This is a genomic window from Streptacidiphilus jiangxiensis, assembly GCF_900109465.1.
Lineage (GTDB): Bacteria > Actinomycetota > Actinomycetes > Streptomycetales > Streptomycetaceae > Streptacidiphilus > Streptacidiphilus jiangxiensis.
In genome coordinates this window covers 246,520-266,902 of sequence record NZ_FOAZ01000010.1, presented here as the reverse complement: position 1 = coordinate 266,902, position 20,383 = coordinate 246,520, and the positions used below count along the sequence as shown (strand labels likewise).

The 20,383-nt window shown below is 72.7% G+C and carries 17 protein-coding genes and 1 tRNA gene; 14 read left to right on the top strand and 4 right to left on the bottom strand.

The genetic code is table 11. The features are described from left to right. Nucleotides 1-101: 101 nt before the first annotated feature. A complete protein-coding gene (locus tag BMY61_RS20905; RefSeq protein WP_042458946.1) occupies nt 102-2,396 on the top strand; it encodes a xanthine dehydrogenase family protein molybdopterin-binding subunit in 2,295 nt (764 codons plus the stop codon). A 228-nt stretch (nt 2,397-2,624) separates the two neighbouring features. After that, nucleotides 2,625-3,521 (top strand): hypothetical protein, encoded by an 897-nt coding sequence (locus tag BMY61_RS20900; RefSeq protein WP_075004004.1) that lies wholly within the window; start codon nt 2,625-2,627, stop codon nt 3,519-3,521. Here BMY61_RS20900 and BMY61_RS20895 read toward each other — a convergent pair. Then, a tRNA-Cys gene (locus BMY61_RS20895) sits at nt 3,490-3,564 on the bottom strand. The two genes, BMY61_RS20900 and BMY61_RS20895, sit on opposite strands and share 32 nt — an antisense overlap. Before the next feature lie 156 nt (nt 3,565-3,720). On the opposite strand from BMY61_RS20895, the gene BMY61_RS20890 reads away from it, so the two are divergent. From BMY61_RS20890 to BMY61_RS20880, 3 genes are all read left to right on the top strand, one after another. Continuing rightward, on the top strand, nt 3,721-5,103 hold the full coding sequence (locus tag BMY61_RS20890; RefSeq protein ID WP_042458865.1) for an MFS transporter: 1,383 nt from the start codon (nt 3,721-3,723) through the stop codon (nt 5,101-5,103). Nucleotides 5,104-5,405: 302 nt separating this feature from the next. Then, nucleotides 5,406-7,205, top strand: coding sequence for a DEAD/DEAH box helicase (locus BMY61_RS20885; RefSeq protein WP_042458862.1), 1,800 nt, complete (start codon nt 5,406-5,408; stop codon nt 7,203-7,205). 76 nt (nt 7,206-7,281) lie between these two features. Beyond that, complete coding sequence (locus BMY61_RS20880; protein WP_143094458.1) at nt 7,282-8,607, top strand: sensor histidine kinase; 1,326 nt, start codon at nt 7,282-7,284, stop codon at nt 8,605-8,607. Between the two features lie 108 nt (nt 8,608-8,715). Here the strand turns inward: BMY61_RS20880 and BMY61_RS20875 are convergent, their stop codons facing one another. Continuing rightward, nucleotides 8,716-9,141 (bottom strand): SsgA family sporulation/cell division regulator, encoded by a 426-nt coding sequence (locus BMY61_RS20875; RefSeq protein WP_052439457.1) that lies wholly within the window; start codon nt 9,139-9,141, stop codon nt 8,716-8,718. 333 nt (nt 9,142-9,474) lie between these two features. Here BMY61_RS20875 and BMY61_RS20870 point away from each other — a divergent pair, with 333 nt between their 5' ends. From BMY61_RS20870 to hppD, 4 genes are all read left to right on the top strand, one after another. Further along, entirely contained in the window at nt 9,475-10,146 is a 672-nt protein-coding gene (locus BMY61_RS20870) for a response regulator transcription factor (protein WP_236656634.1), read from the top strand. A 211-nt stretch (nt 10,147-10,357) separates the two neighbouring features. Continuing rightward, the gene (locus BMY61_RS20865; RefSeq protein WP_042458854.1) at nt 10,358-11,011 is read left to right on the top strand and encodes an IclR family transcriptional regulator; all 654 of its coding nucleotides are present in this window, start codon (nt 10,358-10,360) and stop codon (nt 11,009-11,011) included. 102 nt (nt 11,012-11,113) lie between these two features. After that, nucleotides 11,114-11,932, top strand: a complete 819-nt coding sequence (locus BMY61_RS20860) for a S16 family serine protease (protein ID WP_042458850.1) — start codon at nt 11,114-11,116, stop codon at nt 11,930-11,932. Nucleotides 11,933-12,078: 146 nt separating this feature from the next. After that, the gene (gene hppD / locus BMY61_RS20855) at nt 12,079-13,191 is read left to right on the top strand and encodes a 4-hydroxyphenylpyruvate dioxygenase (protein WP_042458847.1); all 1,113 of its coding nucleotides are present in this window, start codon (nt 12,079-12,081) and stop codon (nt 13,189-13,191) included. 132 nt (nt 13,192-13,323) lie between these two features. Here the strand turns inward: hppD and BMY61_RS20850 are convergent, their stop codons facing one another. Further along, a complete protein-coding gene (locus tag BMY61_RS20850) occupies nt 13,324-14,469 on the bottom strand; it encodes a beta propeller repeat protein (protein ID WP_075004003.1) in 1,146 nt (381 codons plus the stop codon). A gap of 175 nt (nt 14,470-14,644) precedes the next feature. On the opposite strand from BMY61_RS20850, the gene BMY61_RS20845 reads away from it, so the two are divergent. The 4 genes from BMY61_RS20845 to BMY61_RS20830 all read left to right on the top strand — a co-directional run bounded on the left by BMY61_RS20845 (nt 14,645) and on the right by BMY61_RS20830 (nt 19,084). Continuing rightward, a complete protein-coding gene (locus BMY61_RS20845; protein ID WP_042458842.1) occupies nt 14,645-15,223 on the top strand; it encodes an RNA polymerase sigma factor in 579 nt (192 codons plus the stop codon). A 74-nt stretch (nt 15,224-15,297) separates the two neighbouring features. Next, nucleotides 15,298-16,194 carry a hypothetical protein gene (locus BMY61_RS20840; protein WP_042458839.1) on the top strand — a complete coding sequence of 299 codons (897 nt, stop codon included), beginning with the start codon at nt 15,298-15,300 and terminating at the stop codon, nt 16,192-16,194. A 151-nt stretch (nt 16,195-16,345) separates the two neighbouring features. After that, entirely contained in the window at nt 16,346-17,689 is a 1,344-nt protein-coding gene (locus BMY61_RS20835; protein WP_082015612.1) for a M1 family metallopeptidase, read from the top strand. A gap of 30 nt (nt 17,690-17,719) precedes the next feature. Beyond that, complete coding sequence (locus BMY61_RS20830) at nt 17,720-19,084, top strand: FAD-binding oxidoreductase (RefSeq protein WP_042458836.1); 1,365 nt, start codon at nt 17,720-17,722, stop codon at nt 19,082-19,084. Between the two features lie 16 nt (nt 19,085-19,100). Here the strand turns inward: BMY61_RS20830 and BMY61_RS20825 are convergent, their stop codons facing one another. After that, the gene (locus BMY61_RS20825) at nt 19,101-19,622 is read right to left on the bottom strand and encodes a hypothetical protein (protein WP_042458833.1); all 522 of its coding nucleotides are present in this window, start codon (nt 19,620-19,622) and stop codon (nt 19,101-19,103) included. A 74-nt stretch (nt 19,623-19,696) separates the two neighbouring features. On the opposite strand from BMY61_RS20825, the gene BMY61_RS20820 reads away from it, so the two are divergent. Further along, nucleotides 19,697-20,383: a response regulator transcription factor gene (locus BMY61_RS20820; RefSeq protein ID WP_075004002.1), complete on the top strand. Its 687-nt coding sequence runs from the start codon at nt 19,697-19,699 to the stop codon at nt 20,381-20,383.

Genomic DNA, 20,383 nt, shown 5'->3' with positions numbered 1-20,383 from the left:
TCGCCACCGTGCGCGAGGGCGCCCCCGGCAGCGCCACCGGTGCCGCCCTGGGCGGGCTGCTGACGGCCAGTGCGAGCCCGCCCTCGTCCGCCGCCACGCCCGTGACGGACATCGACGACGCGATCCGGGCGCAGCGCGTCGGCATCGGCGTGTCCGCGCTGCGCGAGGACGGGGTCGCGAAGGCGATGGGTGTCTACCCCTACGCCGCCGACCTGTGGGCCGAGGGCCTGCTCTGGGGCGCGCTTGCCCGCTCGCCGTTCGCGCACGCGCGGATGGTCTCCATCGACACCCGGCCCGCCCTCGCGATGCCGGGCGTCTACGCGGTGCTGACCGCCGACGACCTGCCGCCCGGCCCGGACGGCCTGCCGAACGGCGCCCCGACCGGCCCCTACGTCGCCGACCGGCCGATCCTGGCCGCTGAGGTGGTGCGCCACCACGGCGAGCCCTTCGCCGCGGTCGCCGCCGACCACCCCGACACCGCCCGGCTGGCCGCCGCCTCGATCCTGGTCGAGTGGGAGCCGCTGGCCGCGCTCACCGACCCCGACCAGGCCTTCCACGCACCGCCGCTGCACCCGGACGGCAACCTCTTCCGCCAGCTGCCGCTGCGCTTCGGCGACCCGGAGGTCGTCGGCGAGGTGGTCGTCGAGGGCATGTACCAGGTGGGCCGTCAGGACCCGGCGCCGATCGGCGCCGAGGCCGGACTGGCCGTGCCGCGTCCGGACGGCGGCGTCGAGCTGCACGTCGCCACGACCGACCCGCACGGCGACCGGGACCGGATCGCCCTGTGCCTGGGCATCGAGCCGGACCGGGTCCGGCTCGTCGTCAGCGGCATCCCCGGTGCCACCGCCGACCGTGACGACCTCGGTTTCCAGGCCACTCTTGCGCTGCTCGCCGCCCGCACCGGCCACCCGGTCAAGATGGTGCTGACCCGCGAGGAGTCCTTCCTCTCCCACCCGCACCGCCACCCCGCGCTGCTGCGCTACCGGCACCACGCCGACGCCGAGGGCCGTCTGGTCAAGGTCGAGGCGCAGATCCTGCTGGACGGCGGCGCCTACGCCGACGTCTCCAGCGAGGTGCTGGCGTCCGCCGCGGCGCTGGCGGCCGGGCCCTACGTGGTCCCGCACGTGTTCGTCGACGCCTGGGCGGTGCGCACCAACAACCCGCCGTCCGGACGGATGCGCGGCGAGGGCGCGCTGCAGTCCTGCTTCGCGTACGAGTCCCAGTTGGACCGGCTCGCCGCCGCGCTGGACCTCAGCCCGCTGGAGATCCGCCGCCGCAACATCATGGCCACCGGCGACCTGCTGCCCACCGGACAGGCCGTCACCTGCCCCGCTCCGGTGCGCGAGCTGCTGGACGCCGTCGCCGACGAGCCGCTGCCGCCGCTGCCGGTCGACCGTCCGGATGCGGAGTGGCTGCTGCCGGAGGGCCCCGCCGGCGCGGGCGACCCCGCCGCGGTGCGGCGTGGCATCGGCTACGCGATCGGCATGGTCCCGATGCTCGGCATCGAGGGCGAGGACGAGGTCGCCACCGCGTCGGTCCGGGTCACCGGCTCGCAGGCGTCGGTGATCTGTGCCGCCGTCGACCCCGGCTCCGGCTTCGCCACGCTGGCCAAGCAGATCGTCCAGGAGATCCTGGGCGTGGAGGACGTCTACATCGCCCCCGTCGACACCGACCAGCCGGCGGCCGGGCCGTCCGCGCGGGGCCGGCAGACGTGGGTCGCGGGCGGGGCGATCGAGCGCGCGGCGCTGATGGTGCGCCAGCAACTGCTGCAGCCGCTGGCGGCGCGCTTCGCCATGTCGCCGGAGCTGCTCAGCATCAAGGACGGCCGGATCACCTCCTACGACGGGGTGCTCGGCGTGCCCGTGGTCGAGGCGCTGGAGGGCAAGGACCTGTGGGCCACCGCCCAGTGCCGTCCGCACCCGACCGAGCCGCTGGACCCGGAGACCGGCCAGGGCGACGCCTTCGTCGGCCTCGGCTTCTGCGCGATGCGGGCCGTGGTGGACGTGGACATCGACCTCGGCACCGTGCGCGTCGTCGAGGTCACCGCGGCGCAGGACGTGGGCCGCGCGCTCAACCCGCGCCAGATCGAGGCGCGGATCGAGGCGGGTGTGACGCAGGGGCTGGGCCTGGCCCTGATGGAGGACCTGGCGGTCGGCGAAGGGCGTGTCCTCGCCCCGTCGCTGGTCGGCTACCGCTTGCCAACTGCGTTGGACGCCCCCGACATCCGCGTCGCGGCGATGATCGAGGACCGCGACGTCGTCGCCCCCTTCGGCGCGAAGGCCGTCGGCGCGGCGCCTGCGGTCGTCGCCCCGGCCGCGATCGCCGCAGCGGTCCGCGCGGCCACGGGCATGCCCATCACCCGCCTCCCGATCCAACCCGAGGACGCTTCGGTGTGACCTCAGGGGCGCGAGGAACTGCCTCTTTAGTGCAAAAGCGACGGTTCGCTCATGGTGCTCTCATGCCGGGGGCGCAACGTGGAACCCGTAGTCGGAAGAACACCAACGACGACGGGAGTCCCCAAATGATCCTCACCGCGGCCAGCAAGCGTCCGGGCGAAGCCCCTCTGCGGCGGCTCTCCCCGAAGTCCGGCACCGTCGTGGTCGCGCGGAAGAGGTAGCCCACCCGTGTCCGCCACCGCGACCCACCGGCTGACGCTGCCGCGTCTCCTCGCCCAGGACGCGATCGAGGGACCGCCGCCCCTCGGCGTCGACCTCGTTCCCCTTCTCGCCGACGCGGGTCTGCCCGCGCTCGCCGCTCGGCTGGACGAGCCCGCGAGCCGCGTGCTCGTGATCAGCGGGGACGGGGATCCGACCTGTCACAACAACGAGACCGTGCTGCGCCGCGCGCCGCGCCTCGTCGAGGAGGGACTGCGGCAGGTGGACGGGGTGCTGCGCCGTTCCGGGCAGGCCCGGCCCCTCGCCGTGGCCGCGGAGACGCTCGCGCAGATCGCGCTGATCGCGCGTTACGGCCCGGCGTGGTTCCGGGCCATTGGGACGCCGGAGGTGCCGGGCAGTGTGCTCTGCACCGTGCACACCGGCGCGGGGCTGCCGCAGGTCGTGGAGACCGCGGCCGGGACGCCCGTGCGCACGCTCCTCGGCGGGAGCGGTGCCCGCGCCGCGCGGGCGGTGCTGCTCGGCGGTGTGACGGGCGTGTGGCTGCCCGCCCCGCGGGCGCTCGACACGCGGTGGGAGCCGCGGGACGGGAGCGCACGGGTGATCAGCATGCTGCCGCGCGACCGCTGCGCGGTCGCGGAGACGGCCCGGGTGCTGACGCTGGCGGCCCCGCGCTGCCGCGGGGACGTGGTCAGGATGGTGGCCGCGCTGGACGACCTGGCCGAGCCGGGCGCGTTCGACGCGGTGGTGCGCTGGTCCACGCAGGCGGCGGAGCGCGTGGACGATCCCCCCACGCACGCCGCGTCGCGGCTGCTGCTGAGTGCGTTGGCCGCGTTCCCCGAGGAGTTCGAGGCACACGCGGGCGGACGCTGTGCGGTGGAGCCCATGACCGGAATCGAACCGGCGTAAACCGCTTTGCAGGCGGCTCCCTCAACCACTCGGGCACACGGGCGGGGTACTGCTTGGTGCTGCTCCTTGCTTCGGGAACGACGTTACGGGGCGGCCCCCAGGGGCCGTCAACGACGGCGGGGGAGACTTCACGGGACGCAACGAAGGCGACATCCGGCGTCATGAATGACAGGAGCGAACAGAGCTCCCACCCCTTACCATGGGGCCGGTGACGACCCTCGCCCACCCGACCGGAATCGACGACGCCGACCGGACGGCCGGCATCCTGAACCGGCCCTATCGCATGCTCACGATCGGCATCGTGGCCTGCGTGCTGCTGATCGCCTTCGAGGCGACCGCGGTCAACACCGCGATGCCGGTCGCCGCACGCTCGCTGAACGGCCTCGGGCTCTACGCCTTCGCGTTCACCGGGTACTTCACCGCCAGCCTGCTGGCCATGGTGGTCTCGGGGGAGTGGTGCGACAAACGCGGGCCCCTGGTGCCGCTGGGCGCGGGCATCGGCGTCTTCGGGGTGGGGCTGGTACTGGCCGGAACCGCCACCACGATGTGGACCTTCGTCGCCGGGCGGGTCACCCAGGGGCTGGGCGGCGGGCTGGTCATCGTGGCGCTCTACGTCGTCGTCGGCCTGCGCTACCCGGAGCGGCTGCGACCCAAGGTCTTCGCGGCCTTCGCCGCCTCCTGGGTGCTGCCCTCGGTGATCGGGCCGCTGGTGTCGGGGACCGTCACCCAGCACCTCGGGTGGCGCTGGGTCTTCCTCTCCATCCCCGTCCTGATCATCGCGCCGCTGGTGCTGATGCTGCCGCAGTTGCGCGGCATCGGCGCGGGCGACGCGGCCGGGCAGCCGCTGGACCGGCGGCGCCTGCGGTTGGCGCTGGCGCTGGCGGCGGGAGCGGGGCTGCTGCAGTACGCCACGCAGCGGCTGGACCTGTGGTCGCTGCTGCCGGCCGTGGTGGGTGCCGCACTGCTGGGGCCGGCCGCCACCCGTCTCCTCCCGCGCGGCACGTTCCGCGCGGAGCGCGGCCTGCCGACGGTGATCCTGCTGCGCGGCATCGCCGCGGGCGCGTTCATCTCCGCCGAGGCCTTCATCCCGCTGATGCTGGTCACCCAGCACGGTTACTCCCCGACACTGGCGGGCCTCTCCCTCGCCGGCGGCGGCATCTTCTGGGCGGTGGGCTCCTGGCTCCAGGGCCGCCCGTTCGCCGAGAGGCACCGTCTCCGCCTCGTCCAGGCCGGGCTGGCCGCGGGCGCCGTCGCGATCGCCCTGGTGGCCCTGGCCTCCCTGCCGGCGGCGCCGGCGTTCCTCGTCTTCGCCGCGTGGACCCTGGGCGGCTGCGGCATGGGGCTGGCGATCGCCAGCGTCAGCGTCCTGCTGTTCAACCTCTCCGAGCCGGAGGAGGCGGGAGCGAACTCCGCGTCGCTCCAGGTGAGTGACGCGCTCGGGAACATTGTCTGTACGGCGCTGGGCGGGTTGTTGTTCACCTCACTCGGCACGGGGTCGACGACGGGCTTCGTGGCGGTCTTCGGGGCGATGGTCGTCGTGATGCTCGCCGGCGTCGCGGTGTGTCTTCGGGCACGTCCTTAGCGGCGACACCTCAGGGGCGCGGGGAACTGCGCGAGCAACCACCGGCGGGCGGACGGCCCCGCTCGTTCGGCCTTCCACCTGCGTGGGTGACTTGTCGCGCAGTTCCCCGCGCCCCTGGAGGTGGCAGGTACCTGCGGGAGCGATCCGAGCCGGTCGAGCCCACGTGGTGGAGCGTCGCGCCCTGGAGGGTGCAACTTGCTGTCAAGCGTCCCGGGGAACCGGTGTGCGCGCCGGTAAGCTTGCCGGGTTGTCCGATCGAGCCCTGCGGCTCACCGCCCCTGACGTCGACCCCGCCGGAGACCGTGAGTACCGCCAGCAGCACCTCCCACGCCCCGCACCACCTGTCGCCCGCCTTCCCCGGCCGTGCCCCGTGGGGTACGGCAGGAAAGCTGCGTGCCTGGCAGCAGGCCGCGATGGAGAAGTACGTCGAGACGCAGCCGCGCGACTTCCTCGCAGTCGCGACCCCGGGCGCCGGGAAGACCACCTTCGCGCTGACCCTGGCGTCGTACCTGCTGCACAACCACGTCGTGCAGCAGGTCACCGTCGTCGCGCCGACCGAGCACCTGAAGAAGCAGTGGGCCGAGGCCGCCGCCCGGATAGGGATCCGGCTCGATCCGGCGTACAGCAGCGGGCCGCTCTCGCGGGACTACCACGGCGTGGTCATCACCTACGCGGGTATCGGCGTCAACCCGATGCTGCACCGCAACCGCGTCGAGAACCGCAAGACGCTGGTCATCCTCGACGAGATCCACCACGCCGGTGACTCGAAGTCCTGGGGCGAGGCCTGTCTTGAGGCGTTCGAGCCGGCCACCCGCCGCCTCGCGCTCACGGGGACGCCGTTCCGCTCCGACACCAACCCGATCCCGTTCGTCAGCTACGGCGACAACGGCGACGGCATCCGGCGCAGCGTCGCCGACTACACCTACGGCTACGGCAACGCACTCGCCGACCACGTCGTCCGGCCGGTGATGTTCCTCTCCTACAGCGGCAACATGCGCTGGCGCACCAAGGCGGGGGACGAGCTCGCCGCCACGCTCGGCGAGCCGATGACGAAGGACGTCATCGCCCAGGCGTGGCGCACCGCGCTGTCGCCGCACGGCGAGTGGATGCCGAACGTGCTGCGCGCCGCGGACCAGCGGCTGAGCGAGGTGCGCAAGTCGATCCCGGACGCCGGCGCGCTGGTGATCGCCTCGGACCAGGAGTCCGCCCGCGCCTACGCGAAGATGATTCGGGAGATCACCGGCCAGGGCGCGACGCTGGTGCTGTCCGACGAGGCGGAGGCCTCCCAGCGGATCACCGACTTCACCGACTCCACGGACCGCTGGATGGTCGCGGTCCGCATGGTGTCGGAGGGCGTCGACGTGCCGCGGCTCGCCGTCGGCGTCTACGCCACCTCGATCTCCACGCCGCTGTTCTTCGCCCAGGCCGTCGGCCGCTTCGTGCGCACGCGCCGCCGCGGCGAGACCGCCTCGGTGTTCCTGCCCACCATCCCGACGCTGCTGGGCTTCGCCAACGAGATGGAGCTGCAGCGCGACCACGTCCTCGACAAGCCGAAGAAGGCCCAGGAGGACGACCTCTTCGGTGAGGAGGACGCGCTGCTGGCGGAGGCCGAGAAGACCAAGGACGAGGCTGACGGGGGGCTCGACGACACGCCCTGGGAGGCGCTGGAGTCGGACGCGATCTTCGACCGGGTGCTCTACGAGGGCAAGGAGTTCGGCATGCAGGCGCATGCCGGCTCCGAGGAGGAGTCGGACTACCTCGGCATCCCCGGTCTGCTGGAGCCGGACCAGGTGCGGCTGCTGCTGCACCGTCGGCAGAGCCGGCAGATCCAGCGGAGCAAGACCAAGCCCGCCGAGGAGGCGGACCTGCTGGAGATGGAGGCCGAGAAGCGGCCGGTCGTCACCCACCAGCAGCTCCAGGAGCTGCGCAAGGAGCTGAACGGTCTGGTCGGCGCGTGGCACCACCGCACCGGCCAGCCCCATGGGACGATCCACAACGAGCTGCGGCGGGTCTGCGGCGGTCCGTTGACCGCGCAGGCGACGGCGCATCAGCTCCAGGCCCGGATCGGCAAGATCCGCGAGTGGGCGACCAAGATCGACTGAGCTGGCCGCACGGACCGGCTGCACAGACCGAGCGCCCAGACCGACTGGGACGAACCACGGCAGGATGAGCGGTGACATGAGGCTCCGTGAAGTGAGCGCCGCAGGGGGCGGCACCTCGGCACGGGTCCGCGCGCTGGTGGCGCGGACCGTCCGGGAGCTGGGGGCACCACTGCACCTGGGCACGCTCGGGCTGCTGGCCCTGATCCTGTTGCACGGGACGATCCTCGACCCGGGTCGGGCGCGCGCCGCGACGATCGGGCTCAGCCTCGCCTTCGCCGCGGTGTACGGGCTGGCGCCGGAGGTCGCGCGACGGGTGGACGCCGACGTGCGGGCCTGGAACCCGGCCCCGCGGGTCGTCGCCGAGGCGGGGCTGTGGCTGGTGGCGCTCACCGCACTGTGGCTGTCGCTGACGGCCCTGCGGATGGAGTTCGACCTCCTGGTCGTCCCGCTCTACTTCGTCTACCTGCTGATGCTGCCCGCGCCGCCGTGGCTCGCCGTCGGCGGGCTGACCACGGGGGCGCTGGTGATGCGCCTGGTCGTGCACCAACCCCCCTATCCGCTGGCGACCCTCGGGCTGGTCGTGGGGGCGAGTCTGGCCCTGTGGCTGGCGCGCTGCCTGTCGCAGATCCGGATGCTGCGCACCCGTGACCGGATCCTCATCGCGGAGCTGCGCCGGGTCTGCGAGGAGCAACGGCAGGAGGAGCGCGAGGCCGGCCGGGCGGAGGAGCGTGGGCGGCTGGCGCAGGACGTGCACGACACGGTGGCGCAGGGCCTGTCGGCGATGGCGATGCTGCTGAAGGCCGCCGACGAGGCGATGCCGCCCGTTGCCGATCTGGACAGGGCGCGGACCCGGCTGCGGGCCGCCGCCGAGATCAACTCGGTGGCGCTGGGGCAGGCCAGGGACATGGTCCACGGGATCGCCTTCTCGGAGCTCGGCGAGGGCGGGCTGCCGAGCGCGGTGGACCGCTACGTCACGCTTGTCCAGCGCACCCTGCTGGTGCGCGAGGCGATGCAGGAGGTCGGGCAGCGGCTGGTCTACACGCTGCGGGGCGAGCCGTTCCGGCTGCCGATAGCGACCGAGAGCGCGATGCTGCGGGTCATCCAGGAGGCCGTGAACAACGCGCTGCGGCACGGTTGGGCGACCCAGGTCGAGGTGGTGCTGAGCTACGGCGCCGAGCGGCTGAACGTCGAGGTCCGGGACAACGGCGTCGGGCTGCCGCCCGGGATCGTCGCGGGCGCGGACCGGCCGGAGTCCGCTGAGCGCGGGGTGGGCCTGGACGCCATGCGGGAGCGGGTCGAGCGGGTCGGGGGTGCCTTCGAGCTGATCTCGCGGGTCGGTCGCGGCACGATCATCGCCGTCGAACTGCCGCCGCCGGCGGGCCCGGCCCGGCTGACGGCCTGACCGGCTCAGGGCCCGAACGGTGGGCGATCGGCCCGCCTCGCGCGAGCCGGCGGTCGCCCCACCGCGACCGCCGATCCGTCCGGCCCCGACTCCTTCAGCGGGATCGGGTCAGTTGTGCAGTTCCGCGCCGGTCAGCAGGCGCGTGATGCCGCGGTCGAGCCATTCGTCGCTGAACTCCTCGCCGAACGGCGTCATCATGTCGGTGCGCAGCAGGTAGGCGTGCAGGGCGGTCAGCGGCGCGATCAGCTCCGCCTCCCCCTCCGGCGAGCGCAGGGTGATGGCGACGAGGTCGTCGTCCTCCCACTCCAGGGGCCGTACCCGCACGTCGCCCTCGCCGGCGACCGTGCTGAGTCCGTCGAGCAGCAGTTCCCGCGAGACGGTCCACTGGACCGGTTCGTCGCCGGGAAGGAAGAAGGTGAGCTCGATCGCCCAGGATGTGGCCTGGTGGAAAGCGAGCCGCACGGGGATCTGGTAACTCAGTCCGGCCGTGGTCGCCAATTCCATCGTGATCTGGCCACGCAGCGTGCTGTTCATCGTGCCTGTCCGAACCTTTCAATGGTGCCCCCCGGTCTGCGGCCGGGGGAGGGTGCCGGACGGTATCCCCCCGTCGTGCAGCCCGTTGTGTGCGAAGCGCCGGGCAGCCTCCTCGCCGACCGGCTCTACTGATCATTACTGATCGGTCACGATGGTTCATCCCCCCTTCGCAGGGATCAAACCGGACTGAAAGGGTGCAGAAAAACCAACCAATCGAACCTGGACAGACCCGCGGGGCGACTGGTAAGTGGCTGAAACCAACCATTGCCCTGCGGCGCGAGAAGCCTGCCCTCTAGACTGATCCCTCGAAACAGCCCAAGGAGAGATGCGGACGTGGCAGTGCGTGGACCGGTTTCCGAGGCCAGTGCTCGGATCCTGGTCGTCGACGACCACCCCGCGATCCGGCTCGGCCTCCGGGTGCTGATCGAGGACCAGATCGACCTCGAGCTGATCGGCGAGGCCTCCGGCGCCCGCGAGGCCATGGCCCTGATCCAGCAGGCCGCGCCCGGCGAGGGCCCCGACGTCGTGCTGCTCGACCTCGACCTCGGCCAGGGCACCGCCTCCGGCCTCGACCTGCTCCGCCGCCTCGACGCCCTGCACACGCCTCCGGCGGTGCTGGTGTTCAGCGCGCACAGCAGTGACACGGACATCTTCGCCGCGATCGACGCCGGCGCCGTCGGCTTCCTCGGCAAGGAGACCGACCCCGGTGCCCTGCTCGCCGGCATCCGGGCCGCTGCCCGCGGCGAGACCGTCCTCGGCGCCACCGCGGTCCGTCGGGTCCTGCGCCGCGTCCGCGGCAACGTCCCGACGCTCTCCGCCCGCGAGGTGGAGGTCCTCCAGCTCCTCGGCGAGGGGCTGCCGAACCGGCAGATCGCCGCCCGCCTGTACATCAGCGAGGCGACGGCCAAGGGGCATCTTGCCAGCATCTACACCAAGCTCGGTGTCGACACGCGTGGCGCGGCGGTGGCGACCGCCGTCCGCGAGGGCCTGCTGCGACTGGGCTAGCCCTGCCCGGTGCTGGCCTGGGCCGATGCCCCGAACAGGCTGATTCGTCCAATTCCTGCGGCGCCTTGGATAACGAATGGTGACCGAAATCTGGACGAGTACTTCCGCACAGCGGTGCAGTCTCATTACGGTCCTCGCACCCACCCGAGCTGGACCGTGCGTCAAGGAAGCCTCACGGAAGACCTCGGCGTCCTCTTGGAAGGAGACGCGCGTGACCGCTGAGACCTCACAGACGCTGGACCGCGGCGTGCGCGTGCTCAAGCTGCTCGCCGATGCCGAACGCGGCCTGACCGTCACGGAGCTGGCGGCCCGGCTGGAGGTCAACCGCACGGTCGTCTACCGGCTGCTGGCCACGCTGGAGCAGCACGGGCTGGTGCGGCGCGACGTCGGCGGGCGGGCCCGCGTCGGGCTCGGGGTGCTGCGCCTCTCCCACCGGGTGCACCCGCTGCTGCGGGAGGCCGCCCTGCCGGCCCTGCGCAGCCTCGCCGAGGACCTCGGCGCCACCGCCCACCTGACCCTGGTGGACGGCAACGAGGCGCTGGTCGTCGCGGTCGTCGAGCCGAGCTGGACCGACTTCCACGTCGCCTACCGGACGGGCGTGCGCCACGCGCTGGCCGAGAACGCGGCCGGACGCGCCATCCTGGCGGCCCGCGCCGGAGCGTACGGACAGCCGCACCCCGAGCAGGAGTGGGTCACCGGTACCGCGGACGAGCGCTCCGGCGCCCACACGGCGGCCGCGCCGCTGCGCGGCCTGGTCGGCATCGAGGGCAGCGTCGGCGTGCTGATGCTGGCCGACACCACCTCCCAGCGCGTCGGCCCGCGCGTCGTCGAGGCGGCGCTGGAGGTCTCCGAGGCGCTGCGCTGAGACGGACCGCCTGTGCCCGGGTCCGCCCGGGCCGGGCGGACCGGCTGCGCCGAGCACTGTGCCTCTGTGAGGTTGCCCCGGGCCTCTGCCTAGAATTCGGGCGTGTCCTCCTACCTCTCCTGGCTCGCCCCGCGCCGAAACCGGTTGATCCTGTGCGCCGTGCTGGTCGCCGCCCCGATCGCGACGGCGGTGGGCGTGCCGCTGCCGTTCACCGTGCTCCAGCCGGGCATCTCGGTGAACACGCTCGGCAGCTACCAGGGGACCGAGGTGATCACCATCACCGGCCACCCGACCCGGCAGACCGACGGCCAGCTGCGGATGACCACCATCGCCGCCACCCTGCCGGACTACAGCCCGCGCCTGCCGGAGATCGTCAGCGCCTGGAACGACCCGAACCGGGCCGTCGTCCCGCGCGACTCGGTCTACCCCTCCGGGCAGTCGGTGAGCGAGGCCAACCAGGTCAACCAGCAGGCCATGCAGCAGTCGCAGGAGTCCGCGACCACGGCCGCGCTGAGCTTCGTGGGGCTCTCCCCCTCCCAGGTCCACGTCGACCTCAAGCTGGCCGACGTGGGCGGTCCCAGCGCCGGCCTGATGTTCACCCTCGGCATCATCGACGAGCTGGAGGGCAACGGCAGCGGCAAGCAGGGCGCCGCCGGCGACCTCACCGGCGGCTCGGTCGTGGCGGGCACCGGCGAGATCGACGACAGCGGCAACGTGGGCGCGGTCGGCGGCGTCTCCCTGAAGACCAAGGCGGCCGCCCGGGACGGCGCCACGGTGTTCCTGGTCCCGCAGGGCGAGTGCTCGGACGCGAAGGTGGACACCCCCAACGGCCTGCGCCTCGTCCCGGTCACCACGCTGGACCAGGCGGTGAAGGCGCTGGAGGCGTTGCAGTCCGGCTCCGGGACGGTTCCCGCCTGCTGAGCAATCTGTGCAGCTGTGACCCTCCCCAAGGGGGCGAGCTGTACAGCATGCGCAGGGCGAGGGGGCATGGTTGCGCAGCTCATTGATCGGGGAGACGGTACGCGGAGCGGGCCTCGACGGGGCCTCACCCTCGGAGGTGTTCCACCATGAGCAGTCAGACCGACGTCTTCCCGGTCAAGGGCATGGACGCCATCGTCTTCGCCGTCGGCAACGCGAAGCAGGCCGCCCACTACTACTCCACCGCGTTCGGCATGCGCCTGGTCGCCTACTCCGGTCCCGAGACGGGTGAGCGTGAGACGGCGAGCTATGTGCTGACCTCGGGCGGTGCCCGCTTCGTCTTCACCTCGGTGATCAAGGCGACGACCGAGCGCGGCGAGTTCCTCGACCGCCACGTCGCCGCCCACGGCGACGGCGTCATCGACCTGGCCATCGAGGTCCCGGACGTCCGCCACGCCTACGACTACGCGATCGAGCACGGCGCGACGGGGCTCGTCGAGCCCTACGAGCTGAAGGACGAGCACGGCACCGTCGTCCTGGCCTCCATCGCCACCTACGGCGAGACCCGCCACACCCTCGTCGACCGCAGCGGCTACGACGGCCCCTACCTCCCCGGCTACGTCGCCAAGGCGCCCATGGTCGCCCCCGGCAACCGCTTCTTCCAGGCCGTCGACCACTGCGTGGGCAACGTCGAGCTCGGCAAGATGGACGAGTGGGTCGGCTTCTACAACCGGGTCATGGGCTTCACGAACATGAAGGAGTTCGTGGGCGACGACATCGCGACCGAGTACTCGGCGCTGATGTCCAAGGTCGTCGCGGACGGCACCCGCAAGGTCAAGTTCCCGCTGAACGAGCCGGCGATCGCGAAGAAGAAGTCGCAGATCGACGAGTACCTGGAGTTCTACAACGGCCCCGGCGTGCAGCACATCGCCCTGGCGACCAACGACATCGTCGCCACGGTCCGCGCGATGCGCGCGGCGGGCGTGGAGTTCCTGGACACCCCGGACTCCTACTACGACACCCTCGGCGAGTGGGTCGGCGAGACCCGCGTCCCGCTGGAGGAGCTGCGCGAGCTGAAGATCCTGGCGGACCGCGACGAGGACGGCTACCTGCTGCAGATCTTCACCAAGCCGGTGCAGGACCGTCCGACGGTCTTCTTCGAGATGATCGAGCGGCACGGCTCGATGGGCTTCGGCAAGGGCAACTTCAAGGCGCTGTTCGAGGCCATCGAGCGCGAGCAGGAGCGCCGCGGCAACCTGTAGGGATTCGCTCCCGCAGGTAGTCGCACTGTTCAGGGGCGTGGGGAACTGCGCGACAAGCCACCTGAGCGGATGGTCCCCCAGTGACAGGGCCATCCGCACAGGGCGGTTGCTCGCGCAGTTCCTCGCGCCCCTCTAGGGCTCTGCCAGGATGAGCGGGGAGGGCAACGCCGCTGTCGGGGGCATGAGTTCGCCGACCACGGTGATCCGGTTGCCCTCCGACGTGACCGCGACGGGGTCCGGGGAGGTGCCCGCGACCCGCGGGAGCGCCTGCTCGGCCAGGCCCGTCGCGGTCGAGCGCAGGGCGATACCGGCGGTCTGGGCCGCGTTCTCGCCCACCGCGAGGATGCCCTGCGGGGTGAGCGTCACCGACGCGAGCGGGCCGGCGTCCCGCGGCGCGGTGACCTGGTGCCAGGCGTGACCGTCCCAGTGCAGCACCAGCGCGTGCCCGCGGTCGTGCTCACCGGTCAGCACCCGGCCGACCGCCCAGACGTCGTTCGGGCCGTGCGCGGCGACGCCGCCCACCTCGCCGTAGAGGCCGTGGAAGCCGAGCTTCGCGACCTGCGTCCAGGTGCGACCGTCGTAGTGCAGCACCCTCGGCTGGTCACGGGTCGAGTAGCCCACCGCCCAGACGTCGTGCGCGGACGTGGCCGTCACCGAGACGAGGTTCGCCACGTCCGAGCCGTGCGGCAGCGCCACCGCGTGCCACCCCGCGCCGGTCCAGTGGCGCAGCAGCGGACGGGTCTCGGAGGCCCCGGTCGGGAAGTACCAGCCCGCCGCCCAGGCGTCGCCCGGTGAGACGGCGGCCACGTGTACACCCGCGCCCGAGTGGGCCGGCACCGGCACCTCCGCGGTCTGCCAGGTGCGGCCGTTCCAGTGCTCCGCGGGAACCGTCAGGCCGGTGAAGGAGACCCCGGTCACCCAGGCGTCCTTGGTGGACGAGGCGGAGACGGAGCTGTAGATGTCGCCCGTGCGGGCGTCCTCCGGCGTGGGCACGACCCGCCAGCCGCGGTGGTCGCGGTCGTCGCGGCTGAGCAGCAGCGGACGGCCCGGACCCTTGACGACCATGATGTTGCCGACCGCCAGCGTCGTGTGCGCGTCCAGCCGGGCGACGGACAGCAGCGTGCCGCTGAGCGCGGGCGTCCGCTGGACCGTCCAGCCGGGCGGGCTGACGGCCTGGGCGGCAGGCCCCACGGCCAGGCAGGAGACCCCCGCGGCGACAGCCGCCACCACGGCGGCGGCGGACCGCGCCGTGCGGTGCTTGCGTCCTGCAGTCCTCATCGTCAGATCCGTTCGTCCGTCGCGGGATTCGGATGCCCGCGCTCACTGGGTACTTGACCGTCCGCCCGCCGGGCGTTCGCGGGGCGGGAGACTGACGGCCCTGCCGCGAACGCTTTCGCCGCAGGCGTCAAGTACGGGGTGAGACCGCCACCGGGCGGTCAGAGACGGAGAATCCGTGGAACCGGACCACCGTGACGAGGCCGGCGACGCACTGCTGAGGCGGTCGACCGAGGACGCCACGGCCTTCACGCCGCTGGTGGAGCAGCACTCCGCGGCCCTGCACGGCTACTTCGCCCGTCGCGTGCCGCACGCCGCCGACGACCTGCTGGCCGAGACCTGGCTCCAGGCCTTCGCCGCGCGGCGCGGCTTCGATCCCGTCCTGGGGACGGCGCGGGGCTGGCTCTTCGGAGTGGCCCGCAACGTCCTGCTGCTGCACCTGCGGCGCGCCGGCCGGGACACGGCCGTGCCGACGCCGGAGACCAGCGACCCCTGGCAGGCGGTCGACCAGCGTCTCGACGCCGCTGCACTCGCCCCGCAGCTGCGCCGTGCCCTTGCCGATCTGCCCGCCGAGGAGCGGGAGTTGATGCTGCTGGTGGCCTGGGAGCAGCTGACGCCCAGTGAGGCCGCCTCCGTCGTCGGCATTCCCGCCGGGACGGCCCGTTCCCGACTGCACCGGGCGCGGGGTCGGATGCGCGAGCGGCTGACGCCCTCGTGGCGCGCCCCGCGTCTGACGGTCAGCGGCGAACCGGCGTGAAGCGCCGCCGCCCGCACCTCCCCCCTCTGCATTTTCTGCCTCGCAAGACCCCCCTTGCTTTCGAAAGGCCTGCGATGAACGAGACGACGACCGAATACCTCGACTTCCCCGGTGCCGACACGCTCCAGGCCGCCGGCCGGGTCGCCCCGCCGTCCGCCGAGGTCCTCGACCGCGCCCGTGCGGCGGTCCTTGCCGCGGCCTCGGCGGAGCAGGCCACCTCGGCGGTCGCCCCGGCGCGCCCGCGCCGGATGGTGACGGGCCGTCGCCTGGCCGCGGTGTTCGCCCTTGCCGCCGTCGCGGCGGGCGTCGTGGTCGCGACGGGCGGGGAGCAGGCGCCGAGGGCGAACAGCCTGAGCGCGACCGCGCAGCCGCCGCAGCCCGCGGTCGGTGCGACGACCTTCCTCGACGGCGTCTCCGAGGTGGCCCAGGCCCAGTCCGCGTCCACCGCCCCGTACTGGAAGGTGCAGCTCAGGTCCGTGGTGGGTGGGCACACCAGCACGGTGACCGAGTACGTCTCGCGGGAGGGCTACGTCATTCGGAGCAAGGGCAGGACGTACAAGAAGGGCGCCCCCTCCTGGGCCGTGGGGGCGAAGCTCGTCGACTGGAACGGCCTCGACCGCCTGCCCACCGACCCGGCGACGCTGCTCGCGATGATGTCCGCCGGGCAGCAGGGCGGACGCGACGTCTTCGGGCAGGCCGGGAACATCCTCGGTGACTCCCCGGCGAGTCCGGCGCTGCGGGCGGCGCTGTTCAAGGCGCTGGGCCGGCTGAGCGGCGTCAAGCTGGTCGGCACCGTGAAGGACCACGCCGGTCGCAGCGGGACCGAGCTGGCCTTCGCCGGGGTCAACGGCAGCGAGGCCCTGATCGTGGACCCGAGGACGGCCACGGTGCTGGAGGACGTCTTCTGGCAGGCCGGGGGCGTCTCCCGGACCACCTACCTGGAGTCCGGGCCGGCCCTGTCGATCGACTGACCGCCGCCCCTTCCGAGTAGCCCGGAAAGTGACTGATGTCTCCTTTCGGGCTACTTCGGCGAGCTGGTGACGGTTTGTCGAACTTACGGTTGGTCAGGTGACGAACCGTCTGATTCTTGCCACCACCGCGACCGTGCTCGCGGTCGGTGGAATGCTCGGGGCTGCCGCCCCGTCCGCGCCCGTGGGGACGAAGGGCTCGGCCGGGGTCGGGGATCCACTGTTGCCGCTCTCCGGGGACGGAGGGTTGCATGTGCGCCACTACGCGTTGGCGCTGACCTACCAGCCGAAGACCCAGCGCCTGGACGGCACCGCCGTCCTGTCCGCGACCGCCACCCAGGACCTGTCCGGCTTCGACCTCGACCTCGCCGGGCTCGACGTCAAGCGGGTGACGGTCGACGGCCAGGCGGTCGGGTACGACCGCAACGGCCAGAAGCTGGAGATCTCCCTCGGCCACTCCGTCGCCGACGGCGCCGAGTTCAAGATCGCCGTCGACTACGGCGGCACGCCGCACGCCCTCACCGACGCCGACGGGTCCAGCGACGGCTGGACCGCTCTGCCCGGCGACCAGGGCGCCTTCGTCGCCGGGGAGCCGCAGGGGGCGATGACGTGGTTCCCCTGCAACGGGCACCCGGCCGACAAGTCGACGTACGACATCACCGTCACCGTCCCGCAGGGGTACACCGCCGTCGGCAACGGCGTGCTGCGCACCCAGCACACCGCCGCCGGTCGGTCGACGTTCAGCTGGCACGAGAGCGCGCCGATGGCCGCCTACCTGGCCACCGCCAGCGTCGGACGGTTCGACGTGGACCAGTACTGGACGGCGAGCGGCCTGCCCGTCTACACCGCCGTCGATCCGGCCGAGGCCGACGACGCCGCGGACGTGCTGGACCAGCTGCCGGACGTGATCACCTGGGAGCAGAGCCTGTTCGGGCCGTACCCGTTCGACTCCGCCGGGGCGATCGTCATGCACGACAAGGACATCGGCTACGCCCTGGAGGCGCAGACCCGGCCGGTGTACGACGAGGCGCCGGACCTGGACACCCTCGTGCACGAGACCGCCCACCAGTGGTTCGGCGACTCGGTGACGGTCACCCAGTGGAAGGACATCTGGCTCAACGAGGGCTTCGCCACCTACGCGGAGTGGCTCTGGGACGCGGGCCACGGCGGCGCCGGTCCGCACGACCGGCTGGCCCAGCTGTACGCCAAGCCCGCCACCGACCAGCTGTGGTCCTACCCGCCCGGCGATCCGGGCGACCTGTCGCACCTGTTCGGGGTACCGAGCTACGCGCGCGGCGCGATGACCCTGCAGGAGCTGCGCGAGGCCGTCGGGGACCAGGCGTTCTTCACCATCCTGAAGAAGTGGGCCGCCGACCACCGCCACGCCCACGGCACCACCGCCGAGTTCGAGGCGCTGGCGGCGGGCGTGTCCGGAAAGAACCTCGAGGCGCTCTTCGCGACCTGGCTGTATTCCGCCGGGAAACCGGCGAAGATGTGACCCACGAATCTGTCCGAGGGGGCCTGGCGGATGAGCGATCTGGTCGACCAGCTGCGCGAGGGGCTGCCGGAGGCGGCCGTCGTGGCCGATCCCGACGTCACCGCCGCCTACCAGCAGGACATGGCGGGGTTCTGCGACTCCGCCCCGCCCGCCGTCGTGGTCTTCCCGCGGACGGTGGAGGAGGTCCAGCACGTCATGCGGACCGCGACGCGGCTGCGGGTGCCGGTCGTGCCGCAGGGCGCGCGCACGGGGCTGTCCGGGGCGGCCAACGCCAGTGCGGGCGCCATCGCGCTGTCGCTGCTGCGGATGGACCGGATCCTGGAGCTGGATCCGGTCGACCGGATCGCGGTCGTCGAGCCCGGTGTGGTCAACGCGGAGCTGTCCCGGGCCGCCGCCCGGCACGGGCTCAGCTACCCGCCGGACCCGTCCAGCTGGGAGTCGTGCACGGTCGGCGGCAACATCGGCACCGGCGCGGGCGGGCTGTGCTGCGTCAAGTACGGCGTGACGGCCGAGTACGTGCTCGGCCTGGACGTGGTGCTGCCCGACGGGCGGCTGCTGCGGACGGGCCGTCGCACCGCCAAGGGCGTCGCGGGCTACGACCTGACGCGGTTGTTCGTCGGCGCGGAGGGCACCTTGGGTGTCGTCGTCGCGGCGGTCGTGGCGCTGCGGCCCGCGCCGCCGCCGCAGCTGGTGCTGGCGGCGGAGTTCCCCTCCACCGACGCCGCCGGTGCGGCGGTCTGCGCGGTGATGGCGGCCGGGCACGTGCCCTCGCTGATGGAGCTGATGGACACCACGACCGTCCGCGCCGTCAACGCGATGGCGCAGATGGGCCTGCCGGACTCGACGGCGGCCCTGCTGCTGGTCGGCTTCGACAGCCTCGACCCCACCTCCGACCTGGCGGCCGTCGGCGAGCTGTGCCGGGAGGCGGGCGCCACCGAGGTGGTCCCGGCCGCCGACAGCGGCGAGTCCGAGTTGCTGCTCGAGGCCCGGCGGCTGGCGCTGCCCGCCCTGGACCGGCTCGGCACCACGATGATCGACGACGTCGCGGTGCCGCGCTCCCGGCTGGGGGAGATGCTGGCCGGTGTGGCGCGGATCGCCGAGGAGTTCCGGCTCACCATCGGCGTCTGCGCGCACGCCGGGGACGGCAACACCCACCCGGTCGTCGTCTTCGACGCCGACGACGCGGACGAGTCGGCGCGCGCCCGCGCCTCCTTCGACGCGATCATGGCGCTCGGCCTCGAGCTGGGCGGCACCATCACCGGCGAGCACGGGGTGGGGCTGCTCAAGAAGGAGTGGCTGGCCCGTGAGCTCGGCCCGGTCGGGCTGGAGGTCCAGCGGCAGGTCAAGGCGGTCTTCGACCCGCTCGGGATCATGAACCCGGGCAAGCTCTTCTGACACACCGCTCTCGCGGCTACTGAGGCGGCCAGGTCTGCACCATGGGCGGGTGACCGTTCCAGGTGACGTAGAAGATCGAGTCCGTGCTGCCCTGGGTGAAGTCGACCCGCAGCCACTGGTCACCGGTGTAGACGTGCATGCCCCAGCCGCTGTTCGGCGTGGCCGAGACCAGTTCGGCGGAGGTCGCGCCCATGGAGACGACGATGCGTCCGCCGGGCGGCGTGTAACTGCGCACGTTCCCGGTCGCGTCGGCCGAGGGGGTGGACGACGGGCTCGGGGTCGTGCTGCGGCTGTGGCCGGGTGTGGGGCGGTGGGTCGGCGTCGCGGTCGGGGACTGCGGCAGCTGCGTCGCGGTGCCGATCGTCGTCGGCAGCGGGGCGGGGGAGAGCGAGACGGAGCCGGCGACGGTCAGTCCGAGCGCGCTGGGCTGCTGGTAGCCGTCGTCGGCCAGCACCCGATGCACCCCGAACCAGGACACCGAGACCGCCGCGCCCGTGGCCGCCGCCCAGGCCGCCGTCTGTACCAGCACTCTTCGCACCGGGTCAGTATGCCCGTCTCGAAGGGCGCTCAGGAGGTACAGACCACCCACCCGAATGGACTACCGTCACGCCCATGGCAACAGTGCTCGTGGTCGAGGACGATCCCTTTGTCCGGTCCGCTCTGATTCGTCACCTCAGCGACGCCGGTCACGCCGTGCGCAGCGTCGGCACGGCGCTGGAGGCGCTGCGCGAGGTCGCCCAGGTCGGCTGCGACCTGGTGATCCTCGACCTCGGCCTGCCCGACCTCGACGGCGGCGAGGCGCTGAAGATGATCCGCGGCCTCACCGACACCCCCGTCATCATCTCCACCGCCCGCGACGAGGAGACGGAGATCATCCGCCTGCTCAACGACGGCGCCGACGACTACCTGGTCAAGCCCTTCTCGGTGGAGCACCTCACCGCCCGCATGGCCGCGGTGCTGCGCCGCGCCGGCTCGGCCGGCCCCGCCGGCCAGCTGCTGCAGACCGGTGGCCTGCGGATCGACCTGCAGCGCCGCGAGGCCACCCTGGACGGCCGCGAACTCGACCTGACCCGGCGCGAGTTCGACCTGCTCGCCTATCTGGCCGGGCGCCCCGGCGTGGTCGTCTCCCGCCGCGAGCTGCTCGCCGAGGTCTGGCGCCAGCCCTACGGCACCGACCAGACCATCGACGTGCACCTGTCCTGGTTGCGCCGCAAGCTCGGCGAGACCGCCTCCCAGCCGCGCTACCTGCACACCGTGCGCGGCGTCGGCGTCCGGCTGGACGTCCCGGCGGACGTCTGA